Below are 26,721 nucleotides of genomic sequence, written 5' to 3' on the forward strand. Positions count from 1 at the left end.
CCCCCACTTCAACGCTGGCTGAAAAACACCGCTCCTAAGTTACATCTAAATCTTACCGGCTACCATCATTGTCATTATCCACATGGGTCAGTCAAATATTCCGGCGACCTTCTCGGTCGGATGATGTTGAATAAATATAGATGAGGTCGACATGAGATCTTCTTCACACAACTCCGAATCCTTGTTTCTGAACAAAGTGCCGGAGGTGACTTTGATCTTCTGGGCGATCAAGATCTTGTCGACGACGGTAGGAGAAACGGCCGCGGATCTGTTGTCGATCAGGCTGGATCTCGGGCTCAGTCTGACCTCCTTTGTGATGGGCGCGGTTTTCCTGATCGCCCTATTCTTCCAGCTTCGAGCCCGGCGCTACCAAGCCCCGATCTATTGGGCGACCGTCGTGCTCATCAGCATCGTCGGCACGCTGGTCTCCGACAATCTGGTGGACGGCATGGGCATCAGCCTCATCACCACGTCGGTGGCCTTCGGCCTCATCCTCACAGCAGTCTTTGCGACCTGGTACGCCAGCGAGCGCACGCTCTCGATCCACACCATCGTGACCCGGCGCCGCGAACTATTCTACTGGGCCGCCATTCTCTTCACCTTCGCCATGGGAACGTCGGTTGGCGATCTCCTGGCGGAGAGCCTCGACCTCGGCTACGGCCAGGCCCTCCTCGTCTTCGCGGCGATGATTTTCCTGGTCGCCATCCTCCACTATGTCGCGAGGATGGACGCCATCCTCTCCTTCTGGCTCGCCTATATCCTAACGCGCCCGCTCGGAGCCTCACTCGGCGACCTCCTCGCTAAGCCGATGCTCGCCGGAGGGCTCGGCTGGGGCACGGTGACGACAAGCATCGTCTTCCTCGCCGTCATTTTGGTCGCGGTCGCTTATCTCGCGATCAGCAAGCCCGACGAAATCGCGCTGGATCAGACCTGACCAGCACCGATGCGGTTGATGACCGGCGCCGCTTCTGCCGCAAGCGCACTCGCGCGCTTCCTCTTCAGGCGCCTCCAAAGCACAGGATTATTTCATGCTGAACCATACCCTCAAGATCGCCTTGGTCAGTGTCATCGCCGGACTCGCGGCTACCGGCATCGCCTTGGCCGATTGCGAAAGCGATATGAACCAGCTCGAAAAGGCTCTGCAGACACCCAACCTGACGCCAGCCGCAAAGGCCGCGCTCGATGAGGCTAAAACCAAATCGGTCGCGGCGCTCAAGAAGGACGATGATGCAACCTGCCACAAGGCCATCGAAACAGGACTGAAGAAGGCGGGCATCCCAATGCAGTGACGACCGCCTCAAAATATGAGGAGCTACACAGATGCGCATGACGTCCCTGGCTATCGCCGGCGCTGTTCTACTCGCCAGCGTCGCCTCCGCGAGTGCCACCACTGTCACGGGCAGAATCACGCGGATCGACGCCAAGTCGGATGCAATTACCCTCGAAGACGGCAAAGTGTTCACCTTGCCTGAAGGCGTCGAGGCTGAAAGTCTGAAAGTGGGAGAAAAGGTCGAGATTAACTATACCGGCAAGACACCCCATCTCCGAGCCTCCAGCGTTCGCCCCGTCAAATAGAGGCGGCTCCCCCAAGGAATACAAAGCCGGCGTACGGGTTTCCCCGCACCCCGGCTTGATTGCTCAAGGTGATGGAAACTGCGGAAGGTTCGGCAAGATCGTGGATCATGGAGCCGGCATGTGTCCGGAACGAAGACAGACTTCCCGGTTCAAGGCCTCACGGCCCAGCGCTCACTCCTTCCGCGGCCGGCGAAACTTCTGCTGCGATATTGCGAAGGGCCTTCTCGAAGGCCTCCGCAGGTTGGCCGCCCGAGATCAGCCATCTCTCGTTGATGACCACGGCCGGCACGGCGCTGATGCCGCGCGATTGCCACAGGCGTTCGGCATCGCGAACTTCCTGGGCATAGCGCCCGGTTTCCAGAACCTCGCGCGCCGCCTCGCGGTCAAGGCCCACGGAGATAGCGGCGGCGACCAGCACGTCCGTCTTGGAAACGTTGGCGCCGTCGGTGAAATAAGCCTTGAACAGGGCAAGCTTCAGCGCCTGCTGGTGGCCGCTCGTCTCCGCCCAGTGCAGAAGGCGGTGGGCGTCGAACGTGTTATAGATGCGGCTCTCGTCCGACGTGTTGAAGGTAAAGCCGACGCCGGCACCACGCGCGCGGATCATGGCCCGGTTGGCGGCGGACTGCTCCACGGTGATCCCGTATTTGTGAGTGATATGCTCGACGATGTTCTGCCCTTCGGCGGGCATCGAGGGGTTCAGCTCGAAGGGCTGGAAGGCAATATCGGCCGCCACTGCATCCGAGGCACGAGCGAGCGCTTCCTCGAGCCCCTTGAGACCGATGATGCACCAGGGGCAGGCTACGTCGGAGATGAAGTCAATCTTGAGATGCTGGGCCATATCTTCACTCCGGCGCTGCTTTTTGTCCCGCGGACGGGCCCGAGATATCGCCCCGTGGAAGGCCGGATGCAATCTTTCCCGCTTTTCCAGCCCATCAACTTCCCGCTATCGACCTCAGGCCCCGCCGTCTCCGCCGGCCTGCAGGAGCGTGCCGGCGATCGCGGCGCCCTCCTCCTCTGTGGATCCGGCCGGCATGGTCCGTCCGGCACGGCCATACCAATAGCGTGCGTTTGACAGGTCTCCCTCGATGCGATGCAGCCAGGCATGCACCCAATCGCTCTCGCGGTCGTCCCCGGCCTGGGCGATGGAGTGGGCGCGGTCCCATTCGCCACGCAGGCCGTGCCATATGGCGCGCAGAGGCGGGCTGATCGGCGCAGGCGGCTCCTCGCGCTTTACGCTGGCCATAAAATCAGAAATGTCGGCTACCATCCGGGCCCCCCTTTTCTATGTCCGGCCATGATCGCCGTCCGCGCGAGGCTCTGCAAGTCCGCCTTCAGTGAGCCATGCTCCAAGCCGCCACACCGCCGCGATACCAGTAGACGTTCCGGTATCCGGCATGGATCGCCCGCAGGGCAGCGTTATAGCCCTCCCAGCAACGCGGCCCCCGGCAGTAGAACACCAGCGGGAAGGAGAAATTGCCGCCTGTGATCTGCTGCAGCTTGGCGACGGCGAGCCTCTGGACATTATCTGAAAAGTTGCCGCCGCTGCCCATGCCGGCCAGGTTGATCGCCGAGGGAATGAGGTTGTGCGGCGCGGTCCAGACATCGATGAGAAGGCCGATATGGGCTCCGGAAAAGCCAGCCCAGACTTCACCCGTCGTCAGCACAATGCCGCCCGGGATGGTCGTAGGCGTCGGCGTGCCGATCTCGAAATTGGCCCTCAGCCGGAACTGGGCCGGCACGCCCCAATCCGTGGCTTCCTCGCCGAGGGTGCGCGCGAAGGCGGCGTTCTTGTAGACACCGGCCATCGGCGACATCTGCCAGGCCTGCAGGCCGCCGCGATACCAATAGATATTGGTGTAGCCTGCTTCGCGGGCCCGCAGGGCGGCGTTGTAGCCCTCCCAGCATTCGGCACCGGCGCAATAGAAGATCAGGGGAAAATCGGTCTTGCCCGCCGTTATGTCCTTGAGGCGGCCGGCGAGCCAGCTCTGCGTGGCATCCGACATCGTGCCGTCCCGCCCGGCACCGGCGACGTTCACGGCGCCTGCAATCATCTGGTGAGGACTTTCGAGGGCATCCAGCAGGGCGAACTGCGTCTGCCGCGTCGCGACCAGGGCGGCCACCTCCCCGGTCGAGATGACGGCGGCTCCGGGGATCGAGGTCGGCGTGGGCGTGCCGACGGCATTGCTCGGGCGCAGCGTCGCCTGCGGGGCGACGGCCCAGTCCCTGGCTTCCTCGCCATAGGTGCGGACAAAGGCCGGATTGTTGAGAAGGCCGCGCTTGGCCGAGGGCAGCTCCAGGGAGGCGCTTTGCTGCGACCCGGATGCAGGAGGGGGAGATGCAGCGGGCGCCGGGGTGACGGTGGGCGAAGGAGTCGGCGCCGGCGCCGCCTGGAGCGATGCCAGCTTGTCGCCGGCCATCGTCGCATAGATCGTGCCGGCATAGCGCTTCTGGAATTCCGTCAGGGCGTTCCTGTCGGTTGACGCCGACAGCGACGGCCAGATCAGCGCGGCTTCCGCAACGCGCGGGTCGACGGTGGCAACGGGGGCGGACGAGGGGGCGCCAGGAGCCGGCGATGGTTCCGGTGAAGTGGAAGCCGTGGTGACCAGCGTGAACTTGTCGAAGAGATCAACGACCAGCTCGGGCTTCTGCGTGCCGTTGGTCGAACTGATCACCGACCGCGCCACATTGTTGAGCATTTCGGTAACGTCGACATTGGGCGCCGGCAATTGCGTCAGCAGCGCCGCTGCGAAGGGTGAATGCTCCCCCGCACCGTCCTTGGCCGTCTGCAGATGCTGCGCGGCATACATCACGATCAGCCCGTCGGCGCTCGATACACGGGCAAGGCCCCGTTCCTGCCCGACCGCGCGGGTCTTCGCTGCGCTCTGCTTGAGGGACTGCTCGGCGGCATTGTCGCGGCAGGCATCGAACAGGGCGATACGCACGCCTTTGGCCTCGCGCAGGCGCGCCAGCACCTCCTCCACCGGGATCACGCTGCGCTCGGCCTTGCGCAATTCGTCGAAGACGGCGTCGGAGGGCACGAGATAAGGCTGGTTCTCGAAGGTGGAGCCGTGTCCGGAGAAATAGACAAGCGCGAGATCGGCGTCCCGGGCCTGGTCCTCGAAACTGTCGAGATCGGCCTCGAAATCGTCCTTCTTCAGATCCTCGCCATAGACGACGCTGAAGCCGAGTTTCAAAAGCGTATCGCGTATCGCGCGAGCATCATTGACGGGATTGGCGAGATCGGGGGCCGAAATCGGGCCATTCCCCTTGGAATAGTGGTCGATACCGACCACGAACGCCACGCGTTTGTCGGCGAGCGCCGCCCCCGAGAAACAGCTCGCGACAACGAATATCATGGCGCTGAGAGTGTTTCGCCAACGCATCGGGGCCCTCCTCTCAGCGGGAAGCAGTGACGGTTCGGCGCGATCCGCATCAACCGATTATCACCGGAAAACGAGGTGTCGGAAAAGGCCACTCTTTGTAGCAGGGCCAGCTTAGATGCTTAAATATTAAGGCGGATGACAGCACCGTCAGGCGCCCTCTTCCAATTTCTCACCGCCATGCGCAAACGTTCTCGTTCCCACGCCCTTTCCGGCTGGGTTGATGAGGAGACCGGGCGATGGCGGCTGCGGAGCAGCCGTGTAAGCAGGATCATGGAAGATGCAGGCCGCATTGTCAGGCCGGCCGCCATCGCCCCGTTCCGGCGGCCCGGCACGCTGACAAAGCATGCAAGGCCACCTGCTTTTCCGCCTCTTGGAGGCGGAGGCGAGCCGGGAGCGGATGGCACGGACCATCCGAACCCGGCCCAGCCGGCTCGGCAAAGGGGCTGAGCGACGTCCGTCCTGGCCGGACGGTGGCATCAGCCGTCTTCACCGCATCGGCGGGAGGAGGGACGAAGGCGTTGCCGGGCTCAAGCCCTTCACGCTCCGTCCGGGGATTGCGTGGTCTTTCCATCGCGAGGCACTTCCATGGGGTGCCGATCCCTCTGTCCCGCTCGTCACCCCTGGAGGCCAGCTTCGAAGGAAGCAGGACCGCCACATGCGCCTGCCGCTGGGACAGGCTGTAGGGGTGGATGGAGGCGTTCGGGGCCGGGCTGTACCTGCGCCGGCCATTGACGCCTCATTCCGTTACGGAATAGAGCATGGCAACGGATGAAAGTCAAGATTCGTTCTGTTTGTGTGCTTGTAACCAATGGCGTGCATCACCGGCGGAGGCCCCTTAGCGCCCGTAGCCCGCCCTCCATATATTTGCGCAGGATCTCCTCATGCAGGAGATCGCCGAGGCGCTTGGCGGCCGCTGTAATATGGGCCCGCTTGGCCGCACGCGCCGCCTGGTGGAGCGGCGTATGACGGTATCGCGGAAGCCCCGCGGGAACGATTGCCGAAACATATCGTCAACCCAGCGGCGCTGCAGCACCCCCGGGTCGCGCAATGGCTGCTCGACAAGCCATGGAGGATCGCCTGGCTTTGCTTCGATGCTCCAGAGCAAAACGCGTTTAGGCGTGAACGCATTTTATTCTAGTTCTTTGTTTCGACGCGCCTTTGCGATCCTTACCGATTCCGTCAAATCGCAAAATGCTATAGCCAAGCTGCTCAGGTCGTCTTGATGAAGCAGCCGATCGTCAGCACCAGCCAGCCTGCCAGCGCCACGAAGGCGGCATAGGGCTCAACGGCAGCCACGAGATGGGCTGCGCCAATCAGCGCAGCGATGGCGAGCAGCAGGGAAACAATGAAGATCCATCGGGAGGGAGTGTGCATGGGAGTTCCTTTCGCGGTACTTCCGTAACGTTATCGACCTTGATGGAGAAAGGTCGATTCTCGTTAGTTTTGTCAAGAAAATACAAGTAAAGTAATTGAGAATGAATAGATCAATATTGGTATATCTATATTTCCATAAGGCAGCAACGAAAGAGACATTCAGAGTAATATCGGTCCGGCCCATCGGCCTGCAGGACGCGACCGCGCTGAAGACGCAAGCATTGCGTGTGAAGCGCCCACCCTCGGTTGGCTGGGGAAATCGCATCCTCGGTCACCGTGACGGGCCGATGCATTATCCCTTCTTGCGCGGTTCCCGGTAACCGTGGCTGTCGCTGTCGACGCTCATGGCCAGCACGCGGCTGATGGCGGTGAGGTCGCGCCCGGATTCCCCGGACCAGCGGTTGAAGGCGGCCTGGACGGCGGCCAGGTCCTTCTTGCCGCTCGGCGGCTTGGCCAGCACGCCCTCGCTGATCAGGGCCGCCACCATGTCGGGTGTGGCAATGAAGGCTGGCTTGCCGATCCCGCGCAGGAAGCGACCGGCCGCATCGCCTCCGAGATGGCTGGCGCGCTTCTTGAGGACATCGAGGAGGCCGACATAGTCGCTGTCGGGCCAATCGGCAAAGAAGCGGGCGGCGCTGCCATGCTCAACCTTGAGATCGAGAAGGAATTTCGCGTTGAGCTGGACGGAACGAATCTTGGCGCCGTTGCGAACAATACCGCGGTCCTGCATCAGCACGTCGAAATGCTCGTCCGTCATAAAGGCGCAGGCATGCGGCTCGAACCCCTGGAAACCCTTCTCGAAGGCGGGCCATTTGTCGTCGATGACCTTGGACGAGAAGCCAGCGTAGAAGATGCGGCGGGTCATCTCGGCCAGGATGCGGTCGTCGGGGATCTGCGCCATCTCTGCTGGCGTGCGGGAGGCGGTGGTCGCGAGCGCCTGGTTCAGCGCGGCGGCGCCGCCCTTCCGCCTGGCGGCCAGCTCGAAGATATCGGCAAAAGGCCTCATCGCGGCATTCCCTGCTGGCCGGCCCGGCGGCGCGCGACGGATTCGGCGTGACGATACCGATAGACAATAGTCAGGCGGCTACCCAGGGCAACCCAGCTTTCCGGCTCTCGCGATTTCAGTTGATGATCGATTTGCGCGCCGTAAGGCAAGGCGGCAGCGCCTGCCGGTCGAGCTGCCTCAACGCCTCCGTGACCTCCTCGAAGCTCACCTGTTGCCCGCCGGATGACGGGATAGGCGCACCGAGCGGCGGCAGCGCTTCCGAGGCACAGGCCTGCGATGCCCAGGACGAAAGGATCGCCCGTTGCTCGGCAATCGTCAGGCCGGCGTCGGCGAGAACATTTGCCGGCCGCTTGTAAAAGCGCTGCGGGCACATCAGCCGGTCGAGTTCGGCGTCATGCGTCAGAAGATGCGCTGGCGGGAGTGGGGTGCCTGGCCGCTGCGTCATCGATCGTCTCCCTGCTCTGCTCCTTTCGATACGGCCCGGCATGGCAGGTCGAGCCTGCTCAATATTTTGTCGTGAAATTCCAGCAGTTCAAGGGCAGCGGCATCGTGAAATGCGATCATTTCCGTCGCATAACCCCACCACTTTCACGGCTGGCCGCGGCGAGCCCCAGCTCTCAGGCCATCCATCAGCAGCGACACCAGGCGCCGGGAGCGATCCCGCCAATCGGGCGAGGCCGGCGCTGCGTAGATGCCCGAGAGGGCGTGGAACACATCCGAGACATCGATATCCTCTCGGATAAGACCCTCGGCCCTTGCCGCGTCCAGAAGGCGGCTCAGGGCTCGCGAGATCATGCCCCACGAGCTGGAGAACAGTTCGGAATTGGACGCGCTGAGCAGCTTGAGGCTGTTCGCCATGCCGCGCTTGGCGGCGATGTAGTCAACGAAGCGCTGCATCCACTCGGAGAGGGCAACGTCCGGCGGATGCCGGGCCGCGAGTTCGTCGGCAGCCACGCTGAGTGCCTCGACCTCACGGCGATAGACCACCTCGACCAGATGCTCGCGGCTGGGAAAATGCCGATAGAGCGTGCCGATGCCGACGCCTGCCTTGCGGGCAATCTCCTCCAGCGAAGTCTCGATGCCGTGCTCGGCGAATTCAAGCGCCGCGACCTCGGCCAGCCGTTCGCGATTGCGCTGAGCATCGGCGCGCGGGCGCTTCGGCGGAACAGCCGTAGGCTTCTCCCTCGTCTCAGCCAGCGGGTCGGCAGTCAATTCGAGCTCCAGTGCAGAAAGGACTTGAACCAAACGGCCCAAACCTATAGTTTCAGAAACGGAGGCGCCTCCGCTTTACAGCCAGAGACGCTCATAGCATCTTATCTCACCACATATAAGGCCTGTCATGCATTTTAGGCAGGCCCAGACGACAAAGGGACGGCCTCGCGAGCCCCCTTCCCCCAAATGCCACTCGCTTCCACAAAGCGCATCGGGGCTTCAGCCTGATCTCACAGGGAACAGGACCATGACCTATCAGACGACTACCACACTTGATATCAACGCACAGCGCCGGCCCGTGACGATCGAACCGCGTATCACCGTGCTCGACGCGCCTCGCAATCCTGCCGGGTCCAACGGCCGAGGAATGCCGCTGGCGATCCTGACGAGCGAATGGGGCGACGCTGGAAAGGCGCTCGCCGAAGCGCCAGTGCGCATCCAAGCCACCTACACAACCTCACGCGATCATGACGTGTCGATCGAAACCCGCGTCGATAGGCCCGCGACGCGCCAGACCCTGACGCTCGGCTCCACGCGGCAGGGCATGCTGCTCTCCATCATGCATCGCGGCTTCAGCGATGCCCCGATGGAGGGCGGCTCGGGCGAGCGGCTCGGCGCAGTGACCTCGATCATGTATGCCACCGAGAATTTCCTGTCGCGGCAACGGCGGCTGCCCGTCGCCGGCGCCTCTTCGGGTACCCTGCATGCAACTGGCGAAACTGCGAGCGCCTTCGGCATCGAATGCGCCATCGACGAGCTTGCCTATGAGCTGGGCATCGATCCCCTGGTGATGCGGCTCCTGAACTATGCCGATGTCGATCCGCTGACGAACAAGCCCTGGTCGACGCGGCAGCTGCGCGAAGCTTTCGCGGCCGGCGCGGAAACCTTCGGCTGGTCAAAGCGCAACCCGCAGCCGCGCTCGATGCGCGAGGGTTCCGAACTCATCGGCTATGGCATGGCGGCCGGCACCTGCCCCGCCCGCCCCTCACCCGCCGAAGGTGACATATCGCGTCACAGCTGGTGCGCCCATTTCGCGGAAGTCCGCGTCAATGCGGATTTGGGCACGGTACGGATCACGCGCATGATCTCGGCGCTGGACTCGGGACGTATCAGCAATCGCAATCTCGTCGAGAGCCAATGGAAGAGCGGCATCCTCAGGGGCATAGGCCAAGCCTTGGGCAAAGAGGGTTCCCCCGACATCAAGATGATCTCGGTGGGCATCCCCGACTACGAGGCTTCGGTCCTGGGCACCAAGGCGGTGGGTGACCTCGGCATTGTCGGCGTGGCCCCGGCGGTCGCCAATGCGGTCTTCCATGCCACCGGCAAGCGGGTCCGCGACCTGCCGATCGCACTGGAGAAACTGATCTGAGAGGCGCCAGACTAGCCGGCGCCGCTCGGGGGCGGGTCTTCAGACCCGGCATCTGGTCGCACTCGCCTCCATAGAGAGGCGGGTCTGCAGACCCGCCCCCATCCCACACAGACCCCCATCCTACTCAGAACGGTGCGCCGGGCAGTTCTTGCGTGTCTTCCTTGACCACCGCCTGGAGCTCGGAGGGATCATAGCCCAGCGCGCGCAGCACGGTCGGGGCGACCTGCGTGGTCTGCACCAGCGCGGTGATGGTCTTCGGCTGGATGCCAGGACCGCTGACCAGCAGGGCGATGCTGCGGTCATTGGCATTGGCGCCGCCATGCTCGGCGATCTTCGAGCCGGAGGTATAGACCACGCCCGGATTGACCGTGACGATGAAGTCCGGCGTGCGGCTATCCTTGGCTGGATCCTGGTAGGCCAGCGCCAGCTGGTTCGGCGTCATCACCTGGCCTATGCCGAGGGCCTTGATCGATTTATCGAGATAGGCCGCTGCGGCGGCGAGGTTCTTCTCGCGATCCTGCGGCTTCAGCCAGATTAGCGAGGCATCGTCGGCGATGTGGAAGCCATAGCCCGGCGTCTTCGAATACGGATCGTCGTCGAACGGCTGGAAGGTGGCAGGGTCGATGGGCGACTGGCCATGCTTGGACGCCACCACGATCAGCGTGCTGTCGTCGAGCTTGTTGTCGTGCAGGGCCGCGAACAGTTCACCCAACGCCCCGTCGACATAATCGAGCTGCTTGGCCAGGCCGCTATTGGGCGTGGCGGCTGCATCGGCGTAGCCACCCGTCAGGCCGGCTTCGTCGCCGGGGCCGGATTTCGGCAGCTTCTGGCCCACGCTGACCGCCTGGAAATTCATGCCGAACAGCGCCGGGACGGGCTCCTTCGTGGCGCCGGTGCTGTCAAGGCCGCGCATCTCGTTGATCAGCACCTTGACGCGGGCCTCGTCGAAATCCCGCTCAGCCTTGAAACTGCCCGTCGTCTTCACCTTGGTACCGGGAATGAGTGAGTCCTGCTCCAGTGCATAGAAGTCATCAAGCCCCTTGCCGGAGGGACCGTTCAGCCATTCATAGGCCGGATGCTTGTCCGACCAGGCGGTGCGGCCGCCATGCTGCTTTACCACCTCGAAGATATTGTTCACGCGCACGAAATCATGAGGGAATACGGTGGTGCATTTGCCGCTCGCCAGTGTGACCGGCAGCTTGGCAGGATCGATCTGCGTCATCGCCTGGCCGGGCGTGCCGCCGCCATCGAGGCGGTCGCTATCCTTGTCGACATTCTCGGCGAAGGAGACTTCCGCGCCGGGAGCGCCCTGGCAATTCGAGCCCGGCGCGAAATAGGTGCGATCGTAGCTGTCGTCATAGAAGACACCGGTCACGGCCGGAGAGCCGCCGGTGACCTGCGCCACCAGGCCAGGGAAGGAATCCGACGGGGCCGTGGTCAGCGCATTGGGATAGAACAGCCCATGCTGAATCAGCCCGGCCAGGGCGCCGGTGGGATGGGACGCGACATAATTGGCCACATCGATAGCGTGCAGTCCGTCAACGCTGATGAGCAACACGTGCTTGTAGGGAGTTGCCGCCGCCTGGGCCTGCTGCATGGCGAATGCCGGCATGATGGCAAGCGAGCCGAGCAGAATCGATCTGAAAAGACGCCTCATCGACTTATCCTTCGTTTTTGAGGGAGTGAGTGCGAGTCTCGGCTATCATTACGAAATGACGGCTACATGAAAATTATGTAATGACGCAATTAATACAGAAATCTAAGCCAAAAGATGCTTCCATGAAGCTTAAGAATATTTGATTCAGGCCAATGAATACGATCAATAATTTCTCATCATCGCCCACGGAGGCGACAATTCATTTAGGTTAAATGGTGGAGGAGCGACTGCCAGGCCGATTATGTCATCAGCGTCCTCCCTATGGCGCTCTGCGGTGCCGGGCTTCCCGCAGCACGGCTTCGATGAGAATGACGAGGCAGCCGGCAAGGAGCACGCCACCACAGAGGAGCGGCTCGACCCTTAGGCCCAGGACCAGCGCCGCCACGGCGGCAACCAGGATCAGGGTAGCGATGGTCAGCCTCGCATCGGCTACGAACATGCCGACAAGTTCGCGGAGGACTTCGAGGAGGACGCTCATGGCCGCACCTCCCGAGCCGGCCGTTTCAGCAACGAGGCCATGACGAGGCCGGCGCACAGGAAGATCGCCGCGAAGCCGAGCAGTGCTGCATCCTCACCGGGCCAGGGCACACCTAGCCCCTCTCCGGTCCAGAAGACGCCGAAGGCAGAGAGCATGACGCCGACGCCGAATTTCAGGACATTCTCCGGCACTTGGGCGAGAGGCTTGCGAAGCACCATCCCAATGGCGAGGATGAGCAGGCAGGCTGCCAGCGCTCCGGTAGCTGCCGGCGCCAGGAGGCCATGGCCCGAGCCCACGGCGATGACGATGAACACCACTTCCAGCCCTTCGAGCAGCACAGCCTTGAAGGCCGCCAGTCCAGCGATCCAGTCGAGCGAACCGCCCCCCGAGGTGGCCGCCAGTTGTGCCGACTCGCTGGCAAAGATGGCATCCTCGTCATGGAGCGGGATGCTGCCTGCACTCCGCAGGATCGCCTTGCGCAGCCAGCCCATGCCGAAGAGCAGGAGCAGCACGCCGATGAAGAGTTGGAGCGCATTCAGGGGTATCTGACCAAGCAAGGGACCGAGCAGGATCACCATGAGGCCGAGGACCACGAGTGCTGCCAGCGTGCCGATGCCGGCGGGGCGCCACCCGCGCAGGGTTGCCACCGCCAGCACGATGGTGAAGGCTTCCACCACCTCAACCAGCGAAGCCAGGAAGGCCGCGCCGATGGCCGGCGCCGCCACATGCCAGGAAACGAATTGCCAGGAAATGAAATCCATTATTGCCATCGCTGGAAACAGGATATGAAGGCTTTGTAGTGTATACTACATCAAGGCAATATGATGGTAGCGCTTGCGACATTAGCGGATAATTAGAGAACTGAATGAACACCTCCCTGAACTTCAACGAGCGAGTGGCCGAACGGCTCGAGGGAATGAGCCCGGCCGAGCAGCGGGTGGTACGCTACTTCCAGGACAACAGGGAGGAAGTGCTGATCGCCTCCGCTGCGGCGCTAGCGGAAAAGGCCGAGACCAGCGACGCAACCGTGGTGCGGGCCACCAAGGCCCTCGGCTTTGCCGGTCTCGAGGAACTGCGCCGCACGCTCGCCGCCGAGCTGCGCAATTCGCTCTCGCCGGCCGAACGCCTGAGCCGGACCCTGGGCGTTGTTGGCGCAAGCCTGCCCGCCGCCTTCGAGACGACGCTGGAGACGCAGATCCAATCGCTGGAGGACCTGCGCCGTACCATCACGCCAGAGCTGTTCCAGGCAGCGATCGAAGGAATGATCGGTGCAAAACGCGTGCTCGTCTTCGGCCTCGGCCCTTCCAGCGCGGTTGCCGACTATCTCGTCTTCCAGCTGACGCGCTTCGGGCTGGAGGCGGCATGCCTTTCCAACACCGGCCTGCTGTTCGCCGACGATCTGCGCAGATTGAGGGCCGGCGATTTCGTCGTGATGCTGGCCTATAGCCGCGTCTATACGGAACTGTCCGCGCTGCTCGACGAGATCCGCCGGCTCGGGCTCGGTTCGCTGCTGCTGACGGATACGCTTGCCGCCACGCTGCGGCATAGAGTGGGAACCGTTCTGCCTGTCGCCCGTGGGCGGGCCGATATGCTCAGCCTCCATACGGCCACGCTCGGCTTGATCGAGACCCTGCTGGTCGGCATCGCCAGCCAACGGCCGGCCGAGACGCTAGCCAATCTCCGTTCGCTGAACGAGGCCCGCGAGAAACTGGCCGGCAGGGCCATGAACCTGCCGGTGTCACCCGAGGGCGGCGCCAAGCCTCGTACCCCATGAGCAAAGGGCAGATGTTAGGGATAAGCCAGGCGGAGATTGCTGCCCGCTTCAGCGAGGTCGAGATGACCTCGCCGGGGTTCTCGCTGAGATCCTCACCGCCTCGCCGACACGAGGGCACTGCCGAGATCAAGGTTCCGGCAGTGCCTGACGTGCAATTGAAGAGCGGTGGAATCGGGGGCGAGTCTTCAGACCCGCCTTAACCGCGCCGCCGTGTCGAAGAGCCGGGTCCGAAGACCCGCCCCCCGAAGATCAGCCCTTGATGAAGGCCAGAAGGTCGGTGTTGATGGTCTCCGCCTCGGTGGTGGGCATGCCGTGCGGGAAGCCCTTATAGGTCTTCAGCGTGCCGTTCCGAAGGAGCTTGGCCGAGAGCGGAGCGGAGTCGTCATAGGGCACGATCTGGTCGTCGTCGCCATGCATCACCAGCACCGGCACCGTGATCTTCTTCAGATCTTCCGTGAAATCGGTCTGGGAGAAGGCGACGATGCCGTCATAATGGGCCTTGGCGCCGCCCATCATGCCCTGGCGCCACCAGTTCCAGATCACCGGCTGCGAGACCTTGGCGCCAGGCCGGTTGTAACCATAGAAGGGGCCGGCCGGCAGGTCGTAGTAGAACTGCGAGCGATTGGCGGCGAGCTGCGCCTGCAGGCCGTCGAAGACATCCTTGGGCAGGCCGCCCGGATTGGCCTCGGTCTTGACCATCAGCGGCGGCACCGCCGAGAGGATGGCGGCCTTGGCCACGCGGCTCTCCCCATGCCGGGCGATATAGTGCACCACTTCGCCGCCGCCGGTAGAGTGGCCGACATGCACGGCCTCCTTGAGGTCGAGATAGGCGGTCAGGGCCGCGAGGTCGTCGGCATAGTGATCCATGTCATGGCCGCCGCCCGTCTGGGTCGAACGGCCATGGCCGCGACGGTCGTGGGCGATGACACGAAAACCCTTGCCGAGGAAGAAGATCATCTGGGCGTCCCAGTCATCCGCCGAGAGCGGCCAGCCGTGACTGAACACGATCGGCTGGCCCGAACCCCAATCCTTGTAGAAAATCTCGGTGCCGTCCTTGGTGGTAATCGTGGGCATGTCGTTGATCCCTGTCGCTGTGTGAAGCTGAACGTGTTTGACGGGGAAGAAGCTACTCCGCCGAGGCCGGCCTGCCGATGGGCGAAACTGACATTCTTCGAGGCGATACTGACATTGGGGCTGGGAGAAGAGTGCGGCTCGCCTCCCCCCACGGGGCTCAGGGAGGTGGCATTGCAAAGCAATGACGGAGGGGTGTGGTCCGACGGGCTCCAGACTTGCAGAATAGGGCCGTGGCCCAATCAAAGAACCTGAGCTTCATCCTCTAAAGTCGAGTCTGTAGGGCCACACCCCCTCCGAGCCGACTTCGTCGGCCCACCTCCCCCAGCTTCGTGTGGGAGGCGAGTCGCGTCCTTCACACAGGATCTATTCCCCCATCTCCTCGTTCCGGCGCATCAGTTCCCCCCGTCGCGGCTCCTCCTTGCTGTTCAGCACCGGGATAAGCCGCCGCAGGTGGTCGTGGTGGGTCTTCACCCCATATTCGAGGTCCGACAGGATCACGCCCTGATAACCCGAGGACGAAGTCGCCTCATAGGACCACACCATAAGCTGCATGTCCTCCTTCACCGTGTCCCAGTCGATGCGGGTTGAGAGGAAGCGCGCCGCCTTCATGGCGCGGCTGTCGTCCTGCAATCCATAGACGCCGCCGCGCTGGAGGGTCTCGCCCGTGGCGAGCGGGAATTCCTGATAGAAGGTGATGGTGTCGGGATAGAAGGTCAGCACCGTGTTCGGGAACAAGCCGAGATAGAGCCAGGCACGGCGATGGCTTTCAGGCAAATGGGTCGCTTCCGGCAGCAGCTTCTTGTATTTGCGCACACTCCACAATGTGCCCTCGGTCTTGTTGAAGGGGCCGAAAGCGCGCGAGACGCCGTTGACGAAGGGCTCGTCATAGTAGCCATGGCCGTAGAGGTCGCGCAGGCCTGGATGAGCCATCGGCACGTGGTAGCCCTCATTGTCGACATCACGCACCGACTTCCAGTTCACGGGCGTTTTGTCGTGCCAGAAATCATGCAGGGGCTGCACCTCCGGCACGCGATAGGGCGCGACTTCGGCTTCGAACGGCGCCATCAGCTCGGCCACCGAAGGCTGTGGACCCGGCTTGAAGCGCACGAAGACGAAGCCCTGCCAGATCTCGGTCTCCAGCGGCACGAGGCCGTGGCTGGGGGGATCGAGGGCTGGCAGATATTTGGGCTGTGCCGCTCCCCGCAGCGTGCCGTCCAGATTGTAGCTCCAGCCATGGAAGGGGCAGACGATGGCCGAGCGGCAATTGCCCTTGTTCTCGGCCACCACGCGCGAGCCGCGATGGCGGCAGACATTGTGGAAGGCGCGCACCACGCCGTCCCTGCCCCGCACCACCAGCGCCCGCTCCCCGATCATGTCGAGGCCGACATAGTCGCCGGGGTTGGGCAGGTTGGAGACGTGGCAGATGAGCTGCCAGTGCCGGCGGAACAGCACCTCCTTTTCGAGCTCCAGCAATTCGGGGTTGGAATAGGTCCAGGCCGGCAATCCGCTGCGGTCCCATTCGACGGGAATGCTGATGTCGCGAGCTTGATAATTCATGGCCATTTCCTATGTATGTACGTTCATTCATGATATAGGAAAGCGGCAGGCCTGGCAACCGCGAGGGCCGCTAGGGGAGGATACGCTTTGATGGAATGGCGCGGGCGACGTCATTCCCACAAGCTTTCGCTTGTGAGTGGGGACCCGGAATCCTTGAACACCACCGTCAAAGGACGATGTTCATGGATTCCGGCATTTCGCTTCGCTTCAGCCGGAATGACGTTGCCCGCTCCCCCCGGAACCTGGTTTTCGAGCGATATTGCGCTTGCGCGGCTGTCTGTTAGGCCATGTCATTATCGCCCGGCGGTACGCTGGCGCCGCGATTCGGAGGCATTAGGCATGATCGAGGTGGCGTCCGCCCCTTTGCAGACAACCGGCAAGCGGGCGGACAACAAGCTGCGCTACCGGCAGGCGATCATCGAGGCGACGCTCGACACCATCGCCGAGCACGGCATTTCCGGCACCACCGTCAGCCGTATCGTCGAACGTGCCGGTGTGGCGCGTGGCATGGTGAACCTGCATTTCGGTTCTAAGGAAGCGCTGCTGATGGCCGCACTGGGTGACCTCAACCAGCGCTACGCCGAGCACTTCACCGCCATCTTCGCCGACCGCAGGAGTCCTCCTTCAGTGCGGCTGATGAACTATGTGGATGCCGAGCTCGATCCCGCCATCTTCAACGTGCGCAACATGTCGGTATGGCTCGCCTTCCGGGGCGACCGGCGTTCCGACCCCGATTATATGCCTCTGATCGAAAGCCGCGATCCCGAGACGCTGGTCCTGCTTACCAGCCTGTTTGCTGGAGCCGGCGGCAAGATGGCACAGGAGCGCGCCCCCAGGCTCGCGGAAGGCCTTATGCTGCTGATGGAAGGCATCTATGCGGATTTCCATCTCCATCCCGACGGCTTCGACCGCGAGAAGGCCCGCGCCATCTGCGCCGCCTTCATCGAAGTGTCGCTGGCCTAGCGTTTTACCCCCGCCAGACGCCTTCCCTGCGCAGATCGTCCATGGTCCGCGAGATGCCCTCGCGCAGGATGCGCACCATGTCGTCGATCTGCTCCATGGTGATCACCAAGGGCGGCGACATCACGCACATGTTGATGAGAGGGCGCACCAGGAGGCCGAGTTCGTGGCAGTGGGCGTCGATGCGCTCGCCGACATTCTTGTCGAGCTGCAGCGGATTCTTGCTCTCGCGGTCGGCGACGCATTCCACGCAGGCCATCAATCCGATCCCGCGCACTTCCCCGACCAGCGGCAGTTCCTCCAGCGTCTTCAACCGCGCCTGGAAATAAGGCGCCATGGCGCGAGTGTGTTCGAGGACGCCGTTCTCGAGCAAATCGAGATTGGCGAGCGCCACGGCGCAACCGACGGGATGGCTGGTATAGGTCAACCCGTGGGCATACATGGCGGTGGGGTGGTTGGAGCGGCGCAGCTCCGCCAGAAGGCGGTCGGAGACGATCATGCCGCCGAGCGGGAAGTAGCCCGAGGTCACGCCCTTCGCGAAAGTGATCATGTCCGGATCGAGGCCGAATACATCGCCCGACGCGAAGACGTGGCCGAGCCGCCCGAAAGCCGTCACCACCTCGTCGGCAATAAAGAGGATGTCGTTGTCGCGGCAGATCTTGCGGATGCGTTGCAGATAATCTCCCGGCGGCAGCACCACGCCGCCCGAGGCCTGCACCGGCTCGCCGATGAAGGCGCCGACACGCTCCGCCCCTAGGCGCTGCACCGTTTCCTCGAATTCGGCAACCAGGCTGTCGGCGAAGGTCGCGACGGTCATGCCTGAAGGGCGGCGGAAGGCGTTGGGCGAGGTGAGTTTGATCACCAGGTCATCCGCCCCGTCCATCCAGTCGCGATCGCGCGGGCGCCCGTTCAGCGAGGCCGAAAGATATGTCGAGCCGTGATAAGCCCCGCCGCGCGAGAGGATGAGCTTCTTCTCCGGGCGGCCACGCACATTGTTGTAGAACTGCATGAAGCGCAGCGCACTCTCCACCGCCGTGGAACCGCCAGTTGTGTAGAAGACATGGCCGAGATCGCCAGGCGCATGGCTGGCGATCCGCTCGGCCAGCACGGCCGAGGGCGCGTTCATCGTATACCAGGGCGTGTTGTAGGAGAGCTGCATGGCCTGGTCGTACATCACGCGGGCAAGTTCCTCGCGTCGATGGCCGACATTGACGCACCACATGCCGGCCGGCCCGTCGATCAGGCGCTTGCCCTCACCGTCGGTGATGTAGATGCCTTCCCCGCCCTCGATCAGCGCGCGGCTCTCCGAACCGATCTCGCCGGCCTCGGGCCAGGGCTGCACCAGATGGCGTTTGGCAAGCTCAACCGCATGCGCGCCCTGTCCGTTCTGCGTTCCCGCGATCCATTCGGCTACGGCCATGACATCCCCCAGAATATTGATCGGACGATTCCAATCATAGTTTCTCTAACTATATAAAATGTCTCGCACTTAGTCGATCATATTGAATATCCGTTCATTCAATATTTCAGAAAAATCACTTGATTTCAACCACCATCGGGGCGCATGATGTGAAGATGACAGCGGCGCGGGAAAAGTGCCGCGTCCTCCAGACGGACGGGTGATCATGCTGAAAGAAGGCAATCGCATCGGCGTGCGAAGGCGCCTGCCATGACGGCACCGGCAGAGGGGATCGTCGCGCTGCCCCCCGCGCGAAACCGCAAACGACCCTTCCTGCAGACAGACGCATCGCGCGGCTTCGCCCTGGTCAGCCCCACGCTTGTCTATGCCCTGATCTTCCTGGTGGTGCCGATCCTGCTGGTACTCGCCAACAGCTTCTGGACGCAGCATTACCTCACCATCGACCGCACCTTCACGCTCGACAATTACCGCACCGCGCTGACCGACCCGATCTACCGCGACCTCCTGCTGCGCTCGCTCTGGGTCTCGCTGCTGGTGAGCTTCTTCACGGTCACCCTCGCCTACCCGATCGCCTATTTCATCTCCTTCAAGGGCGGCCGGCACAAAGGCTTGTGGCTGTTCCTGATCACCATCCCGTTCTGGACCAGCTATCTCCTGCGCGTGATGTCGTGGAAGGTGATCCTGGGATACAACGGCGTGCTCAACTCCATCCTGATGGGGCTCGGCCTCACCAGCGAGCCCTCGACGGCGCTGCTCTACAACACCACCGCCGTGGTGATCACGCTCACCCATGCCTGGGCGACCTTCGCCGTGCTGCCCATCTTCGTCTCGCTCGAGAAGATCGACCGCACGCTTCTGGAAGCCGCCACCGATCTTGGCGACGGGCCGCTGCGCAGCTTCCGTCGCATCACCTTGCCGCTCTCGATGCCCGGAATCGTCTCGGCGGTGATGATCGTGATGATCCCGACAGTCGGTGACTATGTCACGCCCCAGCTCGTGGGCGGCAAGGATGGCGTGATGATCGCCAGCGCCATCCAGGCGCAGTTCGGCCGGGCCGCCAACTGGCCGCTCGGAGCCGCCCTGTCCGTGACGACGATGGCCATCGTCACCGCTATGGCTGCACTGGTTGTGTTCTCCCTGCGCGGCATGGCAAGGCAGATGCGATGAGCGCATTCCGGAACATTCTGTCCAAATGGCTGCTGGTCTACGCCTTCGCCTATGTGGCCTTCCTCTATCTGCCGGTGATCTTCCTGCCGATCTTCTCGGTGAACACGGCCGTCACGCCGCAATTCCCGCTCTCGGGCCTCACGCTCAAATGGTATGAGGGCCTCCTCGAAACACCGGCGCTGACGAGCGCGGCCCGGAACAGCCTGATGGTCGGAGTTTCGGCTTCGATCCTCAGTACCGTCTTCGGCATCTGCGCCGCCCGCGCCATCACGCGCTATCGTTTCCCTGGACGCAGCAGCATTCATGGGCTCTTGATGGCGCCACTCGTGCTGCCGGAGATCATTCTCGCCGTCTCCATGCTGCTGGTGATGCTGCAGCTCGATCTCAGCCTCTCGCTGGTTACCGTGGTGTTCGGCCATGTGCTGGTCTGCATACCCTATTCCATGAATGTGCTCACGTCCGGCTTCGAGGGTTTCGATCGCAGCCTGGAGGAGGCCTCCGCCGATCTCGGCGAGACCGCCTTCGGCACCTTCCGGCGCGTGACGCTGCCAATGGTCTCGCCCGCCATCATCTCCAGCCTGCTGGTCTCCTTCACCATCTCGCTGGACGAATTCATCATGGCCTTCTTCCTCACCGGCTCGGACCCCACCCTGCCCGTCTATATCTGGAGCCAGCTGCGCTTCGCCGGCAAGCTTCCCGGCGTGCTTGCGCTCGGCACGCTGCTGCTGCTCGGCTCCGCCATCCTCATGATCATTGCCGAAATCCTGCGCCGTCGTGCCGCGCGGCGGGCTCAACTGACGGGAGGCCTGGTTGCCTGAACAACCGATGATCGAAATCTCCCGCGTCACCCGCAGCTACGGCACCTTCAAGGCGCTGGACGAAACCTCGCTCAGCATCAATGAGGGAGAGTTCTTCTCCCTGCTCGGTCCCTCGGGCTGCGGCAAGACAACGCTGCTGCGCATGATCGCCGGTTTCGACAATCCCACCAGCGGCACCATCTCGGTGGGCGGCCAGCCCATGGTCGGCGTTCCCGCCAACCAGCGGCCGACCAATATGGTGTTTCAGAGCTACGCCATCTTCCCGCATCTCAATGTCGAGCAGAACGTCGCCTATGGCCTCAAGCGTTTGCGGCTCGCTCAGGCGGAAGAAAAGCGCCGCGTCGAGGAGGCGCTGCAGCAGGTCTCGCTCACGGGTCTCGGCAGGCGCGGCGCCACGGAGCTCTCGGGTGGACAGCGCCAGCGCGTGGCCCTTGCCCGCGCTCTGGTGATGCGCCCGAAAGTGCTGCTGCTCGATGAGCCGCTCTCGGCGCTCGACAAGAAGCTGCGCGAGCAGATGCAGGTGGAACTGCGCCGCCTGCAGCGCGCCGTCGGCATCACCTTCATCCTCGTCACCCACGACCAGTATGAGGCCCTGGCGATGTCCGACCGCATCGCCGTGATGTTCGGAGGACGGATCGCACAGGTCGCCTCGCCCAAGGAAATCTATCAGCGCCCCGTCAATTGCCAGGTGGCTGATTTCCTCGGCGGCATGAATTTCCTCAAGGCCGGCATCGCCGAGGAGGGCACGACCTCGATGACGCTCGATACCCCGCTCTTCGGCCGCGTGAAGCTGGATAAGCCTTCAGCCTTCGTGCGGAACGGCAATACCGCCACGCTCGGCATCCGGCCGGAACGGCTGCGGGTGCTCTGGGATGGAGAGAGTGGAAAATACGAGGTGGCGGGCAAGGTGATCGACCGGCATTATTTCGGTGAGATCACCCATCTGGTGGTCGAGATCCCAGGCCTCGAAAAGCCGCTCGCCGTCAGCGAGACCAATGATTTCGGCGCCGACGACCTGCCGATCGGCGCGCCCATCCGTCTCGCCTACGATCCCGACGCGCTGGTGGCGCTGGCGGACTGAGTGGGCCTTGGCGCTGGCTTTGCAGAGTGAGATGCAGATCTGGAGTGTCGATCTCCAGATCGACATTCTTTCAAACGATGCAGTTGCTCGCAAGGAAGATGTCGATCTGGAGATCGACACTCCAGCTGCGTGCCTCACCCCGCAAGGTTGGCGCCTGTGGACTGAGGAGCCTCCGCGGCTGCTGCCGAAAACCGCGCGATCACGGCGCGTGCCTGGAGCCGCCCGATCGTAATGGCACCCTCGACATAGCTCGGGAAGGACGGCGACAATTCCGAAGAGGCGAAACTCACTTCCGCGAGGCCGCGGCGCAATACGTCTTCCGCATCCCGCGCCGCCATGTCCATGATGTCGTCTGAATACCCCCCGCCGCTCCAGCGGTCGCCGGACCAGTCGCGGCAGATGAAATCAAGGGGTTCGGCCGCCTCCGGCCCGAGCGCCGGCACGAGGCGCGACAACAGCTGCCGCCTCAGCATCGCCTCGCCATTCGCCATCCACAGGGTGGCAATGGGACCGCCGGCAAAGGCGACCAGCATGGCGTGGTCCTCATCGGGGCTGGCGTCACAGACATAGAGGCCGCGCCGGTCCAGCCAGAGCACGCTGCCGCTGAGCCCCTTCCTGCGCCAGAAAGCCGAAGGATAGCGCAGGAAGGACTTGACCACCGTGCCGCTTTCCCAGGCCGCGAGCGCCTCACGCAGCGAAGGCGGAAGCCCGGGCTCGAAAGCGATTTTTCTGACCATGACAGGGGGCACCGCGAGGATTGCATGACGGGCCTGGTAGGTCCGCGAGCGGCCCTCGACGGTCACCCCATCGCTGTCCCGGACGATCCGCTCCACCGGCTGGCTCGTTTCCACGCCGCTGCCAAGGGATCGCGCCATGTCTTCAGCGAGGGAATGCAAGGTCTCGCCGGCAAAATATTGCAGTTCCGAGACCTTGTTGGTGATGCGCTGGTCGTTCGAAGCGACATACCAGAACGGGATTGCTTCAGCCGGTTTGCACCACAGGCCCTCGACCATCGAAAGAAACATATGCCGTGCCTCAGGCGTCGTTTCCTGCCTCTCCGCCCACGCCGAGGCTGTCAGCCCGGCGATGGCCGGATCGGCGGGATCGATGGCCCGCATCCGCTGCCGCAAGGCGGCGGCGCGGGCGAAGGCTTCCTCGATGTCGTGCCCGTTGCGCGACGCGGGCTGCAGCAGCGAGTCGCCCTCGAAAGGCGTGGTCACCAGCGTCTTCCCGTATTGTTGCGCCAGGGCCATGACCCCGGGCATGTCCTCGCAGAAGAACTGGCCACCGAGGTCGACCCTCTCGCCAAGTCCGTTGCGGGCGCCCTCGACGCGGCCACCCACCCTGTCCCTGGCCTCCAGCAAGCGGAAGTCGATGCCCGCCGCCTTGAACTCGCTTGCCGCCGCGAGGCCGGTAAAGCCGGCGCCGACGATGACGACCTCGGTACGCTGCATGCGAGCCCTCAATACCCCGCCTTGATCTTCTCGAACTCGGCGATCATCTTCTGCTTCAATTCGTTTGGAAGCGGCGACTGGAATAGCATCTTTTCGGGCTTCTGGTCTTCCGGCGCATAGCCCTTGTCCTTCAAAAGCTTGGGATCGACGGAGGCCATGCCCTTGGCATTGCTGACGCCATAACCCCACTCCTTCACCATATAGGAGGCGTTGTCGGGATCGTTCATGGCGTTGATGAAGTCATAGGCCTTGTCTTCAGAACCGGGTGCGTCCTTGAAGCGCACATAGCCGCACACCCAGGTGGTGGCGCCCTCGTCGGTGTTGACGTTACGCTCCGCCCGCGTGCCCGCTTTCGCGAGTTGCGTCGCAGTGTCGTTCCAGGCCCAGGCAAGCGTGACCTCGCCGCCGCTCATCGCCTGGATGAGCGCAGTGGGATCGGACCAATAGAGCACGACATTCTTGTGCACCTGGCGAAGGAAATCCGAGGCCTGCTTGAACTGTTCGTCGCTCATCTGCGTCCAGTCGTGCATGCCGATGGCCAGCGCGGCAAGCGCATAGGCATCGTCGACATTGTCGCCGATCGAGACATGGCCCTGGAACTTGGGGTCGGCGAAGGCCTTGAGTGACTGGATATCCTTGGCATCGACCTTGTCGGGATTGTAGGTGAGCGCCGTATTGCCCCAGTCGCGCGGCAGGAACCAGGCCTTGCCGTCGGCGGTCGTCATCAGGTCCTTCATGCCGGCAATGCCGGGCGAAATGTCCTTCCAGCCTGGGATCTTGCTGGTATCGAGCGGCTGCAGCAGGCCCGCCTCGCGCCATTTCTTCACGCTCTGGGCGCAGGGATGGCCGAGATCGGCCTTGAAGCCGGAGCGGATCTTCTCGAAGGCTTCGTCTTCGTCACCGAAGAAGGTGAAGGTTGGCGGTTCCTTGTGCTTGGCCATGTAACTGGGATAATAGTCCTGGGTGTCATAGCCGGCCCAATCGAAGACCATCAGGTCATTATCGGCCGCAAAAGCGCCGGCGCCCGTCGCCATGGATAGAGCGGCCGCCAGCCCCAGCACTCCAAGCAAATGCCTGCTAAACATCCTCATCTGCACTTCCCCTTCTGTTTTTTCTGAGGGCAAGCTGCGATCAGATCGCGTTGTAACTTACCCCAACTCTTTGTTTTGACACTACTTTTACTACATGAGCCTTGCCGCGAGGACCTCAGGCGGAATCACGCGCGTCGAGATCGCTCCGCGAGAAATGCCTGGGAAAGATCGAAGCCAGATGCTCGAACGCAGCCTGGCAGGCGGTCTCGCGGTTGAGTCCTTCGGCGCCGAGCAGAAGACGCAGCCGCAGCCCCTCGAGCATGGCGCTCAGCCCCATCGCAGTTGCCCGGGCGTTGAAGTCGTAGCGGCCATCGGCCTTCAGCGCCTGACAGATCTCGATGATGATGTCGTGATATGCTTGGTCGCGCTTGCCGCACAAAGCCTGATAGGTTGGGCGCGACTTGGCTTCGCCCCAGAAGGCGCACCACGCGGCAAGTTTGCGCTTGCTGCAGATCGACCGGTCAAAATCTGCCGTCACCATGCTGGCAAGCTGGCGGGCCGGGTCTCCTCCACCCTTCTCGTAGGCGGCACGCCAATGAGCCGCATACTCGTCCGCCATATATTGCAGAGTGGCGACAAGAAGCTTTTCCTTGCTCTCGAAATGAAAGTTGACGATGCCGCGCGAGAGCCCGGCCCCAACGGCGACGAGCGCCGTCGTGGTCTCGGCATAGCCGCGCTTGGCAAGGGAATCGATCGTCGCCTCGATAAGCTGCAACTGCCTCGTTTCCTTGGAGGCCTTGTGCCCCCTCGCCTCCGGATCGACCTTCCTCATCGGCGCAGCACCACCTTCTCCCAATGAGGACCGCGAGCCATGGCCCAGGCCCCGCAACAGCTCTCCCGATGGAATTTCCGGACGATGCCGAAAACGCGCACCGGGCATTGAGAGAGGATATCGCGAGCCAGCGGAAATGCAATATAATTTGTTGAACATTCATTCAGAATGAAAGGCGTTCCTGTCGAATTAGCACGACAGATCAGACACTAAGGATCCTGGATATCGCGCTCGAAAGGAGACGGAGGAAAGAAAATCAATGTCGACGTGAGCCCCGTCCCCCAACACATCGCGGGCCGCCCGCCCCCTTCCGGTTTGGCTTGGGAAGGTCGCATTGGCTGCGCTGTCCATGAAGGTTGGTTGGCACGGGAGAGTTGGTTGGCGCAAGCGACAAAGCGCCTATTCCTTCTCTCTCGATGAATCACTGCCGTTATCTCGGATTCTGCTCGGCCTTGAGCCCTCAATTCTCAGGACCGCAGAACAATACGTTCATGTGAGTAAATAGTTACATATAGAGCGAATTGTTCTGACAAATCTTTACAAAATATCCTGTTTCTTTAATCGATTTACACATAATTGGATGCGATTAAATACTTGACGGACCACGAGCAGCCTCACATCATGAAACTTCGATTTGGCTGGCGCATTGAAGTTCGCATTATTGCGGCGTCAGGCCAGTACTCCCGGCCAATTTCGACATTTTAGACTCTGCCGCGTCTGCGGCAGAACCAGCCGACTTGCTCTCGGAAAGGTTTGCCATGAGCACAGGTACCGTTAAGTGGTTCAATTCCCAGAAAGGCTACGGCTTCATCCAGCCGGACGACGGCTCCAGGGATGTCTTCGTTCATATCAGCGCCCTAACGCGTTCCGGCCTTCGCGACCTGCAGGAAGGCCAGAAAATCAGCTACGAGCTCCTGGAAGATCGCCGTTCCGGCAAGGTCGCGGCGGACCGCCTGCAGACACACTGACCGAACAGCGAACATTGTACCTGTCGCCGAGCCAGCAGGACACCCTGCGGCCACGCCATCAGGTGACACCGAACCGCCCGCTGTCCCCTCAGGCGACAGCAAGAAATAGCGGCCGGCAAGGAAGCCATGGGAGAACGCATGCAAGAGCGCAAGGACACTGGCAACGACGCCCGCAAATTCTGCATTGAAGACGCCCAGGACTGGATGGGCTGGGCCGGCTTCTCGCTCGCCGACGTCCTGACCGATGACGAAAACCCTCAGGCTCAGTTGGGCGCCATCGGTTTTACCCGAGCCCGTCGCGGTGCGAACAGCAATTTCCGCTTCTCCAATGACGAAGTGCTGGTGGTTACGAGCGGAAGCTGCAGCATCCATATTCGCGACACCGTCCTGCACGCGGAGGCCGGCCAAGTCATCTACCTGCCTGCCGGAACGACCGGAACGATCCGAGCGGACGAGGATTGCGATCTGGTCTATGTCGCCTCTTCGCTTCGCATGGAGGCAAGCAGAGCCGTAGCCGCCTAGATTGGCGGC

At 62.6% G+C, this 26,721-nt stretch carries 26 protein-coding genes and 1 pseudogene; 11 read left to right on the forward strand and 16 right to left on the reverse strand.

Annotated elements, in window-relative coordinates; translation table 11 throughout:
- Positions 1-151: 151 nt before the first annotated feature.
- The 3 genes from ACMDCR_RS19205 (at position 152) to ACMDCR_RS19215 (ending at position 1,575) form a co-directional block, all read left to right on the forward strand.
- The gene (locus tag ACMDCR_RS19205) at positions 152-934 is read left to right on the forward strand and encodes a hypothetical protein (RefSeq protein ID WP_413988145.1); all 783 of its coding nucleotides are present in this window, start codon (positions 152-154) and stop codon (positions 932-934) included.
- 94 nt (positions 935-1,028) lie between these two features.
- The gene (locus ACMDCR_RS19210) at positions 1,029-1,289 is read left to right on the forward strand and encodes a hypothetical protein (RefSeq protein WP_413988146.1); all 261 of its coding nucleotides are present in this window, start codon (positions 1,029-1,031) and stop codon (positions 1,287-1,289) included.
- Between the two features lie 31 nt (positions 1,290-1,320).
- Positions 1,321-1,575: a DUF1344 domain-containing protein gene (locus tag ACMDCR_RS19215; protein WP_413988147.1), complete on the forward strand. Its 255-nt coding sequence runs from the start codon at positions 1,321-1,323 to the stop codon at positions 1,573-1,575.
- A 157-nt stretch (positions 1,576-1,732) separates the two neighbouring features.
- Here the strand turns inward: ACMDCR_RS19215 and ACMDCR_RS19220 are convergent, their stop codons facing one another.
- From ACMDCR_RS19220 to ACMDCR_RS19250, 7 genes are all read right to left on the reverse strand, one after another.
- Positions 1,733-2,413 (reverse strand): DsbA family oxidoreductase, encoded by a 681-nt coding sequence (locus ACMDCR_RS19220; RefSeq protein WP_413988148.1) that lies wholly within the window; start codon positions 2,411-2,413, stop codon positions 1,733-1,735.
- Between the two features lie 114 nt (positions 2,414-2,527).
- The gene (locus ACMDCR_RS19225) at positions 2,528-2,842 is read right to left on the reverse strand and encodes a hypothetical protein (protein WP_413988149.1); all 315 of its coding nucleotides are present in this window, start codon (positions 2,840-2,842) and stop codon (positions 2,528-2,530) included.
- Between the two features lie 64 nt (positions 2,843-2,906).
- Positions 2,907-4,958 (reverse strand): caspase family protein, encoded by a 2,052-nt coding sequence (locus ACMDCR_RS19230; protein ID WP_413988150.1) that lies wholly within the window; start codon positions 4,956-4,958, stop codon positions 2,907-2,909.
- A 1,209-nt stretch (positions 4,959-6,167) separates the two neighbouring features.
- Positions 6,168-6,332 carry a hypothetical protein gene (locus ACMDCR_RS19235; protein WP_413988151.1) on the reverse strand — a complete coding sequence of 55 codons (165 nt, stop codon included), beginning with the start codon at positions 6,330-6,332 and terminating at the stop codon, positions 6,168-6,170.
- Positions 6,333-6,624: 292 nt separating this feature from the next.
- A complete protein-coding gene (locus tag ACMDCR_RS19240; RefSeq protein ID WP_413988152.1) occupies positions 6,625-7,338 on the reverse strand; it encodes a DNA-3-methyladenine glycosylase I in 714 nt (237 codons plus the stop codon).
- 115 nt (positions 7,339-7,453) lie between these two features.
- Positions 7,454-7,783 (reverse strand): hypothetical protein, encoded by a 330-nt coding sequence (locus ACMDCR_RS19245; protein ID WP_413988153.1) that lies wholly within the window; start codon positions 7,781-7,783, stop codon positions 7,454-7,456.
- Between the two features lie 143 nt (positions 7,784-7,926).
- The gene (locus ACMDCR_RS19250; RefSeq protein ID WP_413988154.1) at positions 7,927-8,550 is read right to left on the reverse strand and encodes a TetR/AcrR family transcriptional regulator; all 624 of its coding nucleotides are present in this window, start codon (positions 8,548-8,550) and stop codon (positions 7,927-7,929) included.
- Between the two features lie 349 nt (positions 8,551-8,899).
- Between ACMDCR_RS19250 and ACMDCR_RS19255 the strand changes: the two are divergent.
- Positions 8,900-9,919: pseudogene (locus ACMDCR_RS19255) on the forward strand (molybdopterin cofactor-binding domain-containing protein); the annotation flags it as partial.
- A 124-nt stretch (positions 9,920-10,043) separates the two neighbouring features.
- Here the strand turns inward: ACMDCR_RS19255 and ACMDCR_RS19260 are convergent.
- The 3 genes from ACMDCR_RS19260 to ACMDCR_RS19270 all read right to left on the reverse strand — a co-directional run bounded on the left by ACMDCR_RS19260 (position 10,044) and on the right by ACMDCR_RS19270 (position 12,815).
- The gene (locus tag ACMDCR_RS19260; RefSeq protein WP_413988155.1) at positions 10,044-11,576 is read right to left on the reverse strand and encodes an alkaline phosphatase family protein; all 1,533 of its coding nucleotides are present in this window, start codon (positions 11,574-11,576) and stop codon (positions 10,044-10,046) included.
- A 259-nt stretch (positions 11,577-11,835) separates the two neighbouring features.
- Positions 11,836-12,054: a hypothetical protein gene (locus ACMDCR_RS19265; protein WP_413988156.1), complete on the reverse strand. Its 219-nt coding sequence runs from the start codon at positions 12,052-12,054 to the stop codon at positions 11,836-11,838.
- Positions 12,051-12,815 (reverse strand): COG4280 domain-containing protein, encoded by a 765-nt coding sequence (locus ACMDCR_RS19270; protein ID WP_413988157.1) that lies wholly within the window; start codon positions 12,813-12,815, stop codon positions 12,051-12,053. The genes ACMDCR_RS19265 and ACMDCR_RS19270 overlap by 4 nt, the downstream gene beginning before the upstream one ends.
- 104 nt (positions 12,816-12,919) lie before the next feature.
- On the opposite strand from ACMDCR_RS19270, the gene ACMDCR_RS19275 reads away from it, so the two are divergent.
- A complete protein-coding gene (locus ACMDCR_RS19275) occupies positions 12,920-13,828 on the forward strand; it encodes a MurR/RpiR family transcriptional regulator (protein WP_413988158.1) in 909 nt (302 codons plus the stop codon).
- Positions 13,829-14,077: 249 nt separating this feature from the next.
- Here the strand turns inward: ACMDCR_RS19275 and ACMDCR_RS19280 are convergent, their stop codons facing one another.
- Both ACMDCR_RS19280 and ACMDCR_RS19285 read right to left on the reverse strand, forming a co-directional pair.
- Positions 14,078-14,902 carry an alpha/beta fold hydrolase gene (locus tag ACMDCR_RS19280; RefSeq protein ID WP_413988159.1) on the reverse strand — a complete coding sequence of 275 codons (825 nt, stop codon included), beginning with the start codon at positions 14,900-14,902 and terminating at the stop codon, positions 14,078-14,080.
- Between the two features lie 363 nt (positions 14,903-15,265).
- On the reverse strand, positions 15,266-16,459 hold the full coding sequence (locus ACMDCR_RS19285) for an aromatic ring-hydroxylating oxygenase subunit alpha (RefSeq protein ID WP_413988160.1): 1,194 nt from the start codon (positions 16,457-16,459) through the stop codon (positions 15,266-15,268).
- A gap of 339 nt (positions 16,460-16,798) precedes the next feature.
- Between ACMDCR_RS19285 and ACMDCR_RS19290 the strand changes: the two genes are divergently transcribed.
- Positions 16,799-17,422 carry a TetR family transcriptional regulator gene (locus ACMDCR_RS19290; protein WP_413988161.1) on the forward strand — a complete coding sequence of 208 codons (624 nt, stop codon included), beginning with the start codon at positions 16,799-16,801 and terminating at the stop codon, positions 17,420-17,422.
- A 4-nt stretch (positions 17,423-17,426) separates the two neighbouring features.
- On the opposite strand, the gene ACMDCR_RS19295 is transcribed toward ACMDCR_RS19290, so the two are convergent.
- Positions 17,427-18,839, reverse strand: coding sequence for an aminotransferase (locus ACMDCR_RS19295; RefSeq protein ID WP_413988162.1), 1,413 nt, complete (start codon positions 18,837-18,839; stop codon positions 17,427-17,429).
- Between the two features lie 249 nt (positions 18,840-19,088).
- Here ACMDCR_RS19295 and ACMDCR_RS19300 point away from each other — a divergent pair, with 249 nt between their 5' ends.
- The 3 genes from ACMDCR_RS19300 to ACMDCR_RS19310 are packed head-to-tail and all read left to right on the forward strand — an operon-like array spanning position 19,089 to position 21,905.
- A complete protein-coding gene (locus tag ACMDCR_RS19300; RefSeq protein WP_413988163.1) occupies positions 19,089-20,006 on the forward strand; it encodes an ABC transporter permease in 918 nt (305 codons plus the stop codon).
- On the forward strand, positions 20,003-20,824 hold the full coding sequence (locus ACMDCR_RS19305) for an ABC transporter permease (protein ID WP_413988164.1): 822 nt from the start codon (positions 20,003-20,005) through the stop codon (positions 20,822-20,824). Before ACMDCR_RS19300 ends, ACMDCR_RS19305 begins: the two co-directional genes overlap by 4 nt.
- 7 nt (positions 20,825-20,831) lie before the next feature.
- The gene (locus ACMDCR_RS19310; protein WP_413988165.1) at positions 20,832-21,905 is read left to right on the forward strand and encodes an ABC transporter ATP-binding protein; all 1,074 of its coding nucleotides are present in this window, start codon (positions 20,832-20,834) and stop codon (positions 21,903-21,905) included.
- Positions 21,906-22,039: 134 nt separating this feature from the next.
- On the opposite strand, the gene ACMDCR_RS19315 is transcribed toward ACMDCR_RS19310, so the two are convergent.
- The 3 genes from ACMDCR_RS19315 to ACMDCR_RS19325 form a co-directional block, all read right to left on the reverse strand.
- Positions 22,040-23,359 (reverse strand): flavin monoamine oxidase family protein, encoded by a 1,320-nt coding sequence (locus ACMDCR_RS19315; protein ID WP_413988166.1) that lies wholly within the window; start codon positions 23,357-23,359, stop codon positions 22,040-22,042.
- A gap of 8 nt (positions 23,360-23,367) precedes the next feature.
- The gene (locus ACMDCR_RS19320) at positions 23,368-24,450 is read right to left on the reverse strand and encodes an extracellular solute-binding protein (protein WP_413988167.1); all 1,083 of its coding nucleotides are present in this window, start codon (positions 24,448-24,450) and stop codon (positions 23,368-23,370) included.
- 115 nt (positions 24,451-24,565) lie between these two features.
- Positions 24,566-25,222 (reverse strand): TetR family transcriptional regulator C-terminal domain-containing protein, encoded by a 657-nt coding sequence (locus ACMDCR_RS19325; protein ID WP_413988168.1) that lies wholly within the window; start codon positions 25,220-25,222, stop codon positions 24,566-24,568.
- A gap of 758 nt (positions 25,223-25,980) precedes the next feature.
- On the opposite strand from ACMDCR_RS19325, the gene ACMDCR_RS19330 reads away from it, so the two are divergent.
- A complete protein-coding gene (locus tag ACMDCR_RS19330; protein ID WP_413988169.1) occupies positions 25,981-26,190 on the forward strand; it encodes a cold-shock protein in 210 nt (69 codons plus the stop codon).
- 138 nt (positions 26,191-26,328) lie between these two features.
- Positions 26,329-26,712, forward strand: coding sequence for a hypothetical protein (locus ACMDCR_RS19335; RefSeq protein WP_413988170.1), 384 nt, complete (start codon positions 26,329-26,331; stop codon positions 26,710-26,712).
- The last annotated feature ends 9 nt before the right edge of the window (positions 26,713-26,721 follow it).

The sequence above is a fragment of the Labrys okinawensis genome, assembly GCF_047345005.1.
GTDB classification, from domain to species: Bacteria; Pseudomonadota; Alphaproteobacteria; order Rhizobiales; family Labraceae; genus Labrys; species Labrys okinawensis.

Bases quoted from the DNA above. Each gene is read 5' to 3' on its own strand.
- ACMDCR_RS19205 (WP_413988145.1), top strand. From the start codon at position 152: ATGAGATCTTCTTCACACAACTCCGAATCCTTGTTTCTGAACAAAGTG.
- ACMDCR_RS19210 (WP_413988146.1), top strand. From the start codon at position 1,029: ATGCTGAACCATACCCTCAAGATCGCCTTGGTCAGTGTCATCGCCGGA.
- ACMDCR_RS19215 (WP_413988147.1), top strand. From the start codon at position 1,321: ATGCGCATGACGTCCCTGGCTATCGCCGGCGCTGTTCTACTCGCCAGC.
- ACMDCR_RS19220 (WP_413988148.1), bottom strand. From the start codon at position 2,413: ATGGCCCAGCATCTCAAGATTGACTTCATCTCCGACGTAGCCTGCCCC.
- ACMDCR_RS19225 (WP_413988149.1), bottom strand. From the start codon at position 2,842: ATGGTAGCCGACATTTCTGATTTTATGGCCAGCGTAAAGCGCGAGGAG.
- ACMDCR_RS19230 (WP_413988150.1), bottom strand. From the start codon at position 4,958: ATGCGTTGGCGAAACACTCTCAGCGCCATGATATTCGTTGTCGCGAGC.
- ACMDCR_RS19235 (WP_413988151.1), bottom strand. From the start codon at position 6,332: ATGCACACTCCCTCCCGATGGATCTTCATTGTTTCCCTGCTGCTCGCC.
- ACMDCR_RS19240 (WP_413988152.1), bottom strand. From the start codon at position 7,338: ATGAGGCCTTTTGCCGATATCTTCGAGCTGGCCGCCAGGCGGAAGGGC.
- ACMDCR_RS19245 (WP_413988153.1), bottom strand. From the start codon at position 7,783: ATGACGCAGCGGCCAGGCACCCCACTCCCGCCAGCGCATCTTCTGACG.
- ACMDCR_RS19260 (WP_413988155.1), bottom strand. From the start codon at position 11,576: ATGAGGCGTCTTTTCAGATCGATTCTGCTCGGCTCGCTTGCCATCATG.
- ACMDCR_RS19265 (WP_413988156.1), bottom strand. From the start codon at position 12,054: ATGAGCGTCCTCCTCGAAGTCCTCCGCGAACTTGTCGGCATGTTCGTA.
- ACMDCR_RS19270 (WP_413988157.1), bottom strand. From the start codon at position 12,815: ATGGATTTCATTTCCTGGCAATTCGTTTCCTGGCATGTGGCGGCGCCG.
- ACMDCR_RS19275 (WP_413988158.1), top strand. From the start codon at position 12,920: ATGAACACCTCCCTGAACTTCAACGAGCGAGTGGCCGAACGGCTCGAG.
- ACMDCR_RS19280 (WP_413988159.1), bottom strand. From the start codon at position 14,902: ATGCCCACGATTACCACCAAGGACGGCACCGAGATTTTCTACAAGGAT.
- ACMDCR_RS19285 (WP_413988160.1), bottom strand. From the start codon at position 16,459: ATGAATTATCAAGCTCGCGACATCAGCATTCCCGTCGAATGGGACCGC.
- ACMDCR_RS19290 (WP_413988161.1), top strand. From the start codon at position 16,799: ATGATCGAGGTGGCGTCCGCCCCTTTGCAGACAACCGGCAAGCGGGCG.
- ACMDCR_RS19295 (WP_413988162.1), bottom strand. From the start codon at position 18,839: ATGGCCGTAGCCGAATGGATCGCGGGAACGCAGAACGGACAGGGCGCG.
- ACMDCR_RS19300 (WP_413988163.1), top strand. From the start codon at position 19,089: ATGACGGCACCGGCAGAGGGGATCGTCGCGCTGCCCCCCGCGCGAAAC.
- ACMDCR_RS19305 (WP_413988164.1), top strand. From the start codon at position 20,003: ATGAGCGCATTCCGGAACATTCTGTCCAAATGGCTGCTGGTCTACGCC.
- ACMDCR_RS19310 (WP_413988165.1), top strand. From the start codon at position 20,832: ATGATCGAAATCTCCCGCGTCACCCGCAGCTACGGCACCTTCAAGGCG.
- ACMDCR_RS19315 (WP_413988166.1), bottom strand. From the start codon at position 23,359: ATGCAGCGTACCGAGGTCGTCATCGTCGGCGCCGGCTTTACCGGCCTC.
- ACMDCR_RS19320 (WP_413988167.1), bottom strand. From the start codon at position 24,450: ATGAGGATGTTTAGCAGGCATTTGCTTGGAGTGCTGGGGCTGGCGGCC.
- ACMDCR_RS19325 (WP_413988168.1), bottom strand. From the start codon at position 25,222: ATGAGGAAGGTCGATCCGGAGGCGAGGGGGCACAAGGCCTCCAAGGAA.
- ACMDCR_RS19330 (WP_413988169.1), top strand. From the start codon at position 25,981: ATGAGCACAGGTACCGTTAAGTGGTTCAATTCCCAGAAAGGCTACGGC.
- ACMDCR_RS19335 (WP_413988170.1), top strand. From the start codon at position 26,329: ATGCAAGAGCGCAAGGACACTGGCAACGACGCCCGCAAATTCTGCATT.